We start from the raw sequence: 11,614 nt of genomic DNA, 5'->3' as shown, positions 1-11,614 counted from the left end.
TTTTTATTGCTATAAAATTTGGTAAATGATATAATACACAGGAATAACATAATTCTTTTTCAAAATAAATATAATAGAATTTTAGGAACAAATAAAAAAAATTAACGTCATATATAATAACCGAACGGGGTGAAACAATGAAAAGCAATGAACTATGGTTGATTGAACAAAGCCGGCAAGGAGATGTAGATGCTTTTGAAGAACTAATAAAGGATTATAAGAAGGTTGCCTACAATATAGCACTGAGAGTGCTTAGAAATGTAGAAGATGCAGAAGATGCTTCTCAGGAAGCTTTGATTAAAGTATTCAAAAATATTCAAAATTTCAACATGCAATCCACTTTTAAGGTATGGATGTATAGAATAGTGGTAAATACATGTATAGATTTTAAAAGAAAGAAAAATCTTAACGTTGTTTCTATTGATGAAACAATAGATTTAGGAGGAAACGGTCAGATGCATAGGGAAATTGCAGATGACTCGAACAATCCGGATATGTTGGTTGAAAGAAATTTTAATAATAAGCTGATAAATGATGCTGTTAATAAATTAGAGGATGATTATAAGACAATTATTATATTAAGGGATATACAGGGATTTTCTTACAGTGAAATATCAGAAATTTTAACCTGTAATATAGGAACTGTTAAATCGAGATTGAACAGAGCGAGAAAAAGCTTAAAAGAAATACTTGAAAATGAATTAAGAATTCAATGTTAGGTGGTGACGAAATGAATTGTGATGAAGTAAGAAATTTATTATTCTCATATATTGATAATGAAACAGATGAGGATGAAAAGCTCTTAATTGAAGAGCATATTAATAATTGTGATGAATGTAAAAAAGAGTTAGAAGAATATAAAAAGATTATAAAAGCATTAAATGATTTGCCTGATGAGGAACCACCTGCAGGATATTGTAAGAGGCTGCACGAAAAACTTTTGAATTCTAAAGTGACTGTTTTTAAAGATGAATCGGTTATAGAAAACAATACACCTAAAAGAAGAAAAAGTAAATATAGCTGGCTGAAATACGGCAGTCTTGCAGCCGCATTAGTGTTAATTTTTACAATAGCAGCAATGAACAACCTAAAGTTAACAGGTATGAAATCATCAGAAAACAGTGCATACGATCAGGCGGCACCTTCAGCACCTAAGGCAGCCCCTTCACCTACAATGCCGGAGTCCCCTGCTGAAATGACTGCGGATGGTGTCAGAGGATACGGAGATACTGAATATGATTATAATAGACAGGAAATGGCGGCTTTAGAAGAAAGCGGTTATGATGCAAAAGACAAAATCAGTACGATGTCTGTGCCGACAAAAGAAATGAAAATTATAAAATCAGGAACCATTTATACACAGACGGAAGATTATGATAGTTTTTTAAATGATTTAGAGGATAAGATAAACTCCTTAGGGGGCTTTATAGAAAACAACAATACGGAAGTATATCGGGTTTATGATGATAATAAACTTATGTACGGAAATTTAAAGCTTAGAGTACCTCAGGAAAGCTTCTACGAATTAATAAATTATTTAGAAGACTTTACCGAAGTCAGAAGGAAAAATGTAAGCGAAAATGATGTAACAAAAGAATACTATGAAAAGGACAACAAGGTTAAAAATCTTGAAGTTCAGGAACAGCATTTAAGAGATCTGTTTGAAAAGGCTCAGACGGTAGAAGAAATGCTTCAGATAGAAAATGAACTGAGAAGAATAAGAACCGAAATTGATGCTTTAAATATAAGCTTAGCTGACATTAACGACAGAGCTGAAATGTCCACAATCAATTTGGAAGTGGAAGAAGTAAGAGCAGTAAACTTTACCTTAAGAAGTGAAAAGGGTGTTTGGGAAAGAGCCAAGGAAGGCTTTATAAGTACAGTTAATTCAATTGTAAAAGGATTCGGAAATTTCATTGTAAGCATTGTTTCAGCAGCACCTATCGTTGTACCGGCGGCGATTGTATTCATAATACTATTGGTTAAGATAAGAAAGTATTGGAAGAAGAGAATTTAATATCAGGATGAACTTTTTCAACAGCCTGAATCTAAGTCATTCTTGTCTTTGGCAAAGAATGACTTTTTGCACTTACAGTATAAGCGACTGACACTAAATTAAAAATTTAGGTCATCTGCTTAAAAATTTGGGTCATCTGCTTATTTATTTATTTTGCATATTATGCTATAATAGTTATATTAAAAGCAAAGAGAGGCAAAAATATGGGTCAAGCAAGTATCGGTGACTTGTTAAATGATAAAGCAAGAGAGCAAATGAAAAGTATGACTAAAACAAATAAAAATATTTCGGAGCTGAAACCGGGAGAAAAGGCAGAGGGATTTTATCTTATTAAAAGCTTTGAGGTAAAAAAGACAACTAACGGCAAGCAGTACATTGATATAGAATTAGTAGATAAAACCGGCTCAATAAATGCGAAAGTTTGGGACTATACCAAGGAAAATGAAGAGGTTGTAACCGGCAATTCAATAGTAAAAGTTCGCGGAGAAGTATTAGAATGGAACGGTACTAAGCAATTAAAGGTTAATAAAATCAGGGGAAAGCTGCCGGATGATGATATAAAAACATCTGAATTAATACCGTCTGCTCCAATTGAAAATGAAGAAATGATGAATGCTTTGAAATCATATATTAAAAAAATCAAGGATGCAGAAATCAGATTATTGGCAGATAATATAATAAATAAATACAAGGATAAGCTTTTCTATTATCCGGCCGCAAAGAAAAACCATCATTCATACCTGGGAGGTTTGTTATACCACACTCTTCGTATGCTGCAATCCGGAGAAAAACTTGGTCAGGTGTATGATTTCATAAATATGGATTACGTATACGCAGGAGTTATACTTCATGATATATGCAAGATTGTTGAAATGGAGGCAGATACATATGGAGTTGTATCTGATTATACAATGGAAGGTAAGCTGTTAGGCCATATAATTCAGGGAATTAAGGAAATTGAAACAGAGGGAGAAAAAATAGGAATCGACAGAGAAAAAAGCATAATTTTACAGCATATGGTTCTATCCCATCATTATGAACCGGAATTTGGCAGTCCTAAAAAACCAATGACGCCGGAAGCCGAGCTTCTCCATTTCTTAGATATAATCGATGCGAGAATGTTTGATTTTGAGCATAGCTTGGAGAGTATCGAACCGGGGCAGTTTACAGATAAAATATGGCTGTTGGATAACAGGAATTTATATAAAGCAATGGATAATAAATAATAAAATAAAAACAATTGTCATTCTGAGCTTTGCTTAGGATGACATTTTCACCATCCGGAGGTTTTTTATGGGGTTAAATATTGTTTTAGGACGAGCTAAGTCGGGTAAATCCACATATATTTATGATGATATAAAAAAGAATATTGAAAAAAACAACAATACCAATTTATTGCTTATTGTCTCCGAGCAGATGACTTATCAAGCCGAGTATGAAATAATTGACAGAATAGATAATCAGGGAATTATGGCTGCTGAGGTTTTAAGCATTAAACGATTGGGCTATAAAGTGCTTGAAGAGGTTGGAGGACTGAAGGTTCAGGAAATCAACAACTATGGGAAGGTCATGCTTTTAAAGCAGATATTCGAAGAGAATAAGGATAACCTGAAGGTATTTACCAAAGCAGTAAAACAGGAAGGCTTTCTCAGAGAATTTGATGCTTTAATAAGCGAACTGAAACAAAATTGCATAAGCGCTGAATTCCTTGAACAAGTAGCTAAATACAATATTAAGGATGAAAAAAACCAGCTTCTTAACAAAAAGATAGAGGATATAGCAGTAATTTATAAAGAAATACAAAAAAGAACACATGATAGGTTTTATGACGAAGAAGATAAAATGGAACTTTTTATATCGGCTGTCGAGAAATCAGATTTTATTAAGAATTCAATAATATGGATTGACGGCTTTGAAAGCTTCGACATGCAAAGGCATAATCTTATTAAGGAACTAATTAAAAATGCAAAGTCGGTAACCATTTCCTTAAACATGGAAGCTTCATATTTAAAATTATTTCATAGTCGTGAAGATTGGGAAGTGTTTAAGATTGTACATGATACATACAGCACATTGGTTAAGGATCTCAACTGTGATATAAATATTATTCCGATTAATGAAAATAGATTCACTGATGAAATAAAAACGATAGAACGAAGCATGTTTACCGTGAATACAGATAAATATTCAGATGCGACCCTCAACATTCATATAATTTCATCACTTAATCCCTATTCCGAAGTTGAAAAAATTGCAATAAAAATAGTGTCTTTAATACGGGATAACGGCTACAGATGGAAGGATATTTCAGTTGCTTCAAGCGATATGGACAGCTATGGAATTAATATTAAAAAGATTTTTACCCAGTATGAAATTCCTTATTTTCTTGATACAAAAAGGGATATTATGGGTAATCCGCTGACAAAATTTATTCTGTCTGTACTTGATATGTTTAACTATAATTTTAAGCATGACAGCGTGTTCGAATTTTTAAAAACCGGTTTTACCTCTTTGGATTACGACGAAATAAGCAAACTTGAAAATTTTGCATTGCAATATGGCATTGAAGGAAGCAAATGGTTTAAGCCTTTTAACTTTAATGCAGGTCAGATAGATTATTTCGAAGAATTAAGAGAAAGATTTACAAAAGATTTAAAGGATTATAAAAAGAAATACGGTGGTTATAATAATGCACTTGATATAACATTATTTTTGTATGACTTTTTAAAATCATATAAAGTACAGGAGAAAATTGAAAAGCAGGTCAATATATTTAAAAAATCTGAGATGTATGAGATATCAGGAGAAAATGCCCAAATATGGAACTATGTAATGGATATATTCGAACAAATTATCTTAGCCGGACATGATACACTGATAACTCCGATTGAATATAAAAAAATGTTGGAATCCGGTTTCAGGGAAGTAATGGTAAGCATCATACCTCCTTCGTTGGACAAGGTTACTGTATCTGATATCCATAAGATTTCAGTTAAGCCAGCCAAGGTACTGTTTATAATCGGAGCAAACGAAGGTAAATTAGATTCAAAAAACAGCGAAAAGGGTCTGCTGCTTGATGATGAAAGGGATTTGCTTTCAAAATCAGGATTAAAGCTTTTAATCGATTCAAATTATTACATCTATAAGGAAAAGCACTTGTTGTATAAGCTGTTTACAAATGCATCAGATAAGCTTTTTTTAAGCTATTGTCTGGGTACTTCAGACGGAAAATCTATGCATCCCTCAATGTATGCAGACAGAATAAAGCAGTTATTTCCTTTGGTAAAAGAAGAGTCGGATTTAATTGAAATTTCAGAAGATGAAAAAATTTCAAACAATAAAGGTACTGTAGATTATTTAATAAACAGCATTAGAAATTATATCGAAGGTAATAGTATTGAGCCGGTTTGGAAGGATGTTTATTCCTGGTATGAAGCAAATGATGATAATATTATAAAAATAATTAATCAAGGGATATCTTATGAAAATAAGGCAGAAAAAATAAAGGATGAAAATTTAAAAAAGATATATTTTGAGCCAATAACAATATCAGTATCTAAAATAGAAAATTTTGCATCCTGTCCATTTAAGTTTTTCATGGACAGCGTTATAAAGCCACAACCAAAAATTGTACAAAAGGTAGAATTTTATGACTTAGGGAATATTTATCATGTATCTGTTGAGGAATTTACAAAATCACTGAACAATTTAGATATTATGGATTTAGACAAAGAAAAAATCAACAGCTTATCTCTTGACGTTACGGAAAAGGTGCTAATTGATAATGAAACTGACTACTTAGCTTTAGATGCCAATGAACGCAATAAATATATGAAGGAAAAAATAAAGAGATTGGTAAACAGAGCTGCTTCTACAATTGTAAATCAATTGCAAAGAGGTAATTTCAGACCCGGATATACGGAACTGATTATTGGGAATGATGATTGTGAATTTAAAATTGACGCGATAGAAATTAAAATAGATGATGATATAAGTGTATATTTTCAAGGAAGGATTGACCGCGTAGACATATTAAAAAAAGATGATAATGTCTACATTAATATTATTGACTATAAATCATCCTTTAAGGATATTGATTTATCAGATGCATTACAAGGTCTTCAATTACAGCTTTTGGTGTACATGTCCGCAATAATCAAAAATGGAGAAAAACTGTTTTGCTCAAAACCGGAAATCGGCGGTATTTATTATTTTGTAATAGACGATCCTATGATTGATTCAGATGATGTATCTGAAAATAACATTGAAGCGGAAATTATAAACAAGCTTTCTTTAAAGGGTTATACAGTGGAGGATGAAGATATTATCCTTAATATGGACAAGGATATTAATAACAGCAGAAAATCTGATATTATCCCCGTTTCGTTAAATAAGGACGGAAGTACTTCCAAATCATCTAAAACATTGACTGACAAGGAATTTAAAATGCTTCTTGATAAAATTGACAGTGTGGCAAAACAAACAGCTGAAAGAGTGCTGAAGGGTAACATAGACATAATGCCTTACAGGAAGGTTAACGGGGGAAAAACTCCGTGCAATTATTGTGATTTTACATCTGTGTGTCAATTCGACCCTTCTGTTGACGGCAATAATTACAGGAGAATAAATAAGCTTAAAAAAGAAGATGTTTTAAGAGAAATAATGCAGGAAGGCGGTGACGTTGATGAAATTCAGTCCTAAACAAAGAGAAGTTATTGATCTTAGAAATAAGAATATATTGGTATCAGCGGCCGCCGGCTCAGGAAAAACCACCGTCTTAGTTGAAAGAATAATTAAACTGATTACAGAAGAAAAAGAAAATATCGACAGCTTTTTAATTGTAACCTTTACTAATGCAGCAGCAAGCGGTATGAAACAAAAAATTCATAAAGCACTGATTAAGAGGATCCAAAACAGCGAAAATAGAGGGCATTTGAATAATCAGCTGAATATTTTAAGCAGAGCCAGCATTTCTACTATTCATGCTTTTTGCATTGACGTTGTGAGAAAAAATTTCCACCTTATAGGTATAGATCCGAATTTCAGAATCGGGGATGTTAATGAGGTTGAAATACTGTTAAATGAAACGATAGATGATGTTTTAGAGAATTATTATGCATCAAAATCCCAAGGATTCATAAAGCTTGTGGAAAGCTTCACAAGCAACAGGGGAGACAGTGAATTAGCAGCTATTATTAAGGATATATACAGATTCATATTAAGTAATCCCGAACCGTTTGAATGGTTAAAGGAAAAAGCTGAAGATTATAATTTGTCTGTAAGTGATTTTAAAGATTCTTCATGGCTTAAAGCAATCGAAGCAAATATGAATATCTTGCTTAACGGAGCAGAGGAGAGCCTGCAAGGGGCTTCAAATCTATGTGATGAAGCTGATGGTCCCCTTGTTTATAAGGAAACCATTTTAGAGGATTTAAATAATGTAATAAGATTAAAAGAAGCTTTATGTAAAGATTTTCAGGAGTTTATATGTAAATTACACTCGGTTTCATTTTCTTCTCTTAAATCCTTGAGAGGTAAGCAGAAGGATGGTGTAAGCTTAGAGAAACAGGAGGATGTGAAGCAGCTAAGGGAAGAGTATAAAAAGATTATAAACAATATGAAAAAGACAATACCAAACAAAACCTTAGATGAATTTGTTTCTGATATTAATTATATGTATCAGCCTATAGACACCCTATACCAACTAATTTTTGATATTGACAGGGAATTCAAATCGCGAAAAATCGATAAAGCAATTGCCGATTTTAACGATGTGGAGCATTATGCACTGCAGATACTTAAGAATAAGGATGTGGGAGAAAGATACAGAAATAAATATAAATATATATTTATCGACGAATATCAGGACAGCAACCGTCTTCAAGAGGAATTATTAAATTCAATAAAAAGAAATAACAATTTATTTATGGTCGGTGATGTTAAGCAAAGTATTTATCGTTTCAGATTGGCCGACCCTACGATTTTTAACGAAAAATGTGACAGATATCCAAACAGTGACGATAACGGCTCGGACAGAAGGGTTGATTTAACCCGGAACTTCAGAAGCAGAAAAGAAATACTTAATGGAATCAACTTTATTTTTAATAAAATTATGAACAAAGAAATAGGTGAAGTTGATTACAATAAGGATGTATATCTTAATCCGGGAGCGGAATTTAAAGAAAGTGAAGATTGTTTTACAGAGCTTACGATTATTGATAAAAATAAAGATGAAGCAGATGATATAAGTGAAGAAATTTTAGAAATGAAGCAGGCTGAGCTTGAAGCCGCATTATCGGTTCAAAAAATCAGAGAGCTGTTACAAAAAAACAATAATTTTCCTATAAATAGAAAGGATAATAATGAGATAACAGAAACAGTTCCTGAGAAGCTGCAATATAAGGATATTGTAATTTTAATGCGTTCAGTTTCTAACAGTGCCGGTATATTTGAAGAAGTTTTCAATAATGAAGGAATTCCTTTTTATTTTGACGGCGGTATCGGATACTATGAAACAATTGAAATCCAGATAATTTTAAATTTGTTAAGAATTATAGATAACATAAGGCAGGATGTTCCGCTGCTAAGCGTTATGAGGTCAACCATTGGCTCCTTTACGACGGAAGAGCTTGTAGATATAAGAGTTAACAGTCCCAAGTGTTCTTTTATAGATGCATTATATAATTATAAAAATAAATTCAATGATGAGCTTTCTGTAAAATTAAGATTATTTACCGAAAAGATTGAGCTCTGGAAAAAGAGAAGCAGATACACACATTTAAATGATTTTATCTGGGAAGTGTTAATGGAAACAAATTATTATTATTTTGTGGGACTTCTTCCAAACGGTAAGATCAGACAAGCAAATTTGCGTTTGCTGACAGACAAAGCTTATGATTTTGAAAAAACCGCTATGAGCGGATTGTTTAACTTTCTGAGATATGTGGAAAAACTAAAAGCTTCGTCAGGTGATTCGGGAAGTGCAAAAACATTAGGTGAAAATGATAATGTGGTAAGATTAATGTCAGTACATAAAAGCAAAGGATTAGAATTTCCTGTGGTTATATTGTGCGGTTTAAGTAAAAGATTCAATAAAACTGACACCTCAAAGCCAATATTAAAGCATAGAGATTATGGACTTGCACCTAAATACATAAATCCTGATGACAGAATATACAGAGAAACTATAGCAAGAACAAGCCTGAAGGGAGTTATAAAAATCGAAAATCTTTCGGAAGAAATGAGAGTGCTTTATGTTGCTATGACAAGAGCTGTTGACAGGCTGATAATGATAGGAACTGTTGACAAGGTGGAGAATAAAGCAAAAAAGTGGAATAAGGGTACTTCTCTATACAATGTATACAACAGCGATTCGTATCTTGATTGGATATGTTCCTGCTTTAATAATGGTTCCGATGTATGGCAGGTTAACACAATTTCCTTATGGCAGATAAATCTGAATAAGCAGGAAACTGATAATAATAAAGCAAAAAGAATTCAGTCGATTTATGAATTTAAAAATCAAAATAACAGTTTATTAAAGGATGAAATAGACAGACGTTTAAAATATAAATATGAATTCATAAATTCTGTAAATGTACCTGCAAAGCTTTCGGTTACTGATATAAAGGTGTTGAAAAATGAGACGATAGAAAGAGTTAAATATAAAATTCCGGTTTTAAGAGATATACCCCAATTTAATGATGAGGTTGATTTTACCAAAGCTGAAATTGGTACTATTGTGCACTTTGTAATGCAGCACTTGGACCTTAAGAAAATTATATCAAAGGAAACTATAAGTGAGCAAATAAATGAAATGGTACAAAAAAAGCTTTTGACGGAAAAGGAAGCTGCAGTTGTTGATATTAAAAAGCTGATGGATTTCTTTAAATCTGATATCGGAGTAAGAATGATGGCTTCTGTTCTGGTAAAAAGAGAGGTTCCTTTTGTTATTAAAAAGAATGCAAATGAAATAATCAGCGCTCTTAATGAAAATGATACAATTCTTATTCAGGGAATTATCGACTGTTATTTTTATGAGGATGATGAAGTGGTTATAATAGACTATAAAACTGATGAAATTAACAGTGATGATGATTTGAAATTTGCAACGGAGGAGTATAGACCTCAGATTTTATCATATAAGGAAGCAGTAGAAAAAATAACCCGCAGAAAGGTAAAAGCTTGTTATTTATATTTGTTTGATGCTGCAGCTCAAGTTGAAATTATATAAATTAAAAGAAGATAAGCAGGCTGCTTACCTTCTTCTTCTTTGTTTAATTCTTATAGGCTTTTGTTCCCTTTTCTCCGCGTAGTTGTTTTTATTCTCGTCGTAATTTACTACCTTTTCATGGCTTTCATACCTGTTATTTTTGTAATATCTATCGTATTCATTTTTGGGGGTTGGTTTTTCATCGTATGTAAATCTGTTATCTTCGTTTATTTCCTCTGTTTCATTAGCAGGGAGTACTGATTCATTTTTAAACTTCGGTTCTTTGTCGACTTCCAGACTTTCGCAATTATCATCATCATTTGTATTTGTTCCTATATTGTTTAATAAGGGCATGAATGTTTCCATTAAACTGTTAATATCTAAACCGCCGCTGTCATCTTCAGAATTGCCGGCAGACTTTGCCATTGACGAAAGTATATCATTAAAGTTTCCGTTTTTAAACATGTTCATTGCCACTGATCCCATTATTTTATCCATATTGTTGGCTAATAATGGCTGAGCAAGCTTTTTACTGATATTACCGTTTTTCATTAATGCAGTTATAGCTTCAACCGGTGAATTAGCACTTAACGGTTGAATAGGTCTGAAGGTTTGGGCTCTGTTTAAAAAAGAATACATGCCGAGCAATGTACTCGCTTTTTCAAACATGGGCAAATATGTATTTACCTTTGTAACGGTTTGTGTTGATGTAAGTGGTGCCACAGTACGAACCATGCTGATTATATTTTCTATTTTTTGTGGGTCTGTCATCAGGCTTCCCGCTAAGTGTTTCGATGTTCCTGACAGCTTAGAAACCATGCCTTGCAGCTGTCCGCTTCCAAAAATATATTTTGCTGCTAAAAAATATAAAAATATTTGAACAGGAATAATATCACCTTCTTACTTAAACTTAATATAACATTTTATTCAATGCCATAAGTTGTGTTACATGTATAACTTCTAAAATTAAAATTAAATAGTAATCAATCTATTCCTTTGGCATATTATGTAATATGAATGGAGGTATTTAAATGGCTAAATTTTTTAAAAGTTTTGATGATGATAATTTAAATAAGATAGCTGAGAGTAAAGAATTTAAAAAAGTGGCAAATGATAAGAATATTAATGAGTTTATTAATAATACGCAATTTAAAGAGTTTAAAGAAAAATATAACGGCAAATCCGAAGATGAAATTTTGAAAGATGCAAAAAATATGAGTAAAAAATTAAAAGAACAATACGGAGAAGAAGAATATCAGAAAAAAATTCAGGATTTAAAAAATTTTGAAATGTTTTTAAGTCCGGAACAAAAAAAGAAAATGAAAAAGTTTTTAGATTCATTAAAATAAGAACCTGACCCACTAACGAAATCAAAGATTTCGAGT

At 32.2% G+C, this 11,614-nt stretch carries 7 protein-coding genes; 6 read left to right on the top strand and 1 reads right to left on the bottom strand.

The features are described from left to right. The first annotated feature begins 137 nt into the window (after positions 1 to 137). The 5 genes from RT412_RS16045 to addA all read left to right on the top strand — a co-directional run bounded on the left by RT412_RS16045 (position 138) and on the right by addA (position 10,250). Positions 138 to 719 carry a sigma-70 family RNA polymerase sigma factor gene (locus RT412_RS16045; protein ID WP_313341448.1) on the top strand — a complete coding sequence of 194 codons (582 nt, stop codon included), beginning with the start codon at positions 138 to 140 and terminating at the stop codon, positions 717 to 719. 11 nt (positions 720 to 730) lie between these two features. After that, positions 731 to 2,017, top strand: a complete 1,287-nt coding sequence (locus RT412_RS16040) for a DUF4349 domain-containing protein (protein ID WP_313341445.1) — start codon at positions 731 to 733, stop codon at positions 2,015 to 2,017. Positions 2,018 to 2,220: 203 nt separating this feature from the next. Continuing rightward, a complete protein-coding gene (locus RT412_RS16035) occupies positions 2,221 to 3,243 on the top strand; it encodes an HD domain-containing protein (RefSeq protein WP_313341443.1) in 1,023 nt (340 codons plus the stop codon). 67 nt (positions 3,244 to 3,310) lie between these two features. Continuing rightward, positions 3,311 to 6,718: a helicase-exonuclease AddAB subunit AddB gene (addB, locus tag RT412_RS16030; RefSeq protein ID WP_313341440.1), complete on the top strand. Its 3,408-nt coding sequence runs from the start codon at positions 3,311 to 3,313 to the stop codon at positions 6,716 to 6,718. Further along, a complete protein-coding gene (gene addA / locus RT412_RS16025) occupies positions 6,702 to 10,250 on the top strand; it encodes a helicase-exonuclease AddAB subunit AddA (protein ID WP_313341516.1) in 3,549 nt (1,182 codons plus the stop codon). The genes addB and addA overlap by 17 nt, the downstream gene beginning before the upstream one ends. Positions 10,251 to 10,274: 24 nt before the next feature. On the opposite strand, the gene RT412_RS16020 is transcribed toward addA, so the two are convergent. After that, entirely contained in the window at positions 10,275 to 11,048 is a 774-nt protein-coding gene (locus RT412_RS16020; RefSeq protein WP_313341437.1) for a hypothetical protein, read from the bottom strand. Positions 11,049 to 11,260: 212 nt separating this feature from the next. On the opposite strand from RT412_RS16020, the gene RT412_RS16015 reads away from it, so the two are divergent. Then, on the top strand, positions 11,261 to 11,578 hold the full coding sequence (locus RT412_RS16015; RefSeq protein WP_313341434.1) for a hypothetical protein: 318 nt from the start codon (positions 11,261 to 11,263) through the stop codon (positions 11,576 to 11,578). The last annotated feature ends 36 nt before the right edge of the window (positions 11,579 to 11,614 follow it).

Origin of the sequence: Sedimentibacter sp., assembly GCF_032080165.1 — a bacterium.
Taxonomy (GTDB): Bacteria; Bacillota; Clostridia; order Tissierellales; family Sedimentibacteraceae; genus Sedimentibacter.
This window is presented reverse-complemented; position numbering and strand designations above follow the sequence as displayed.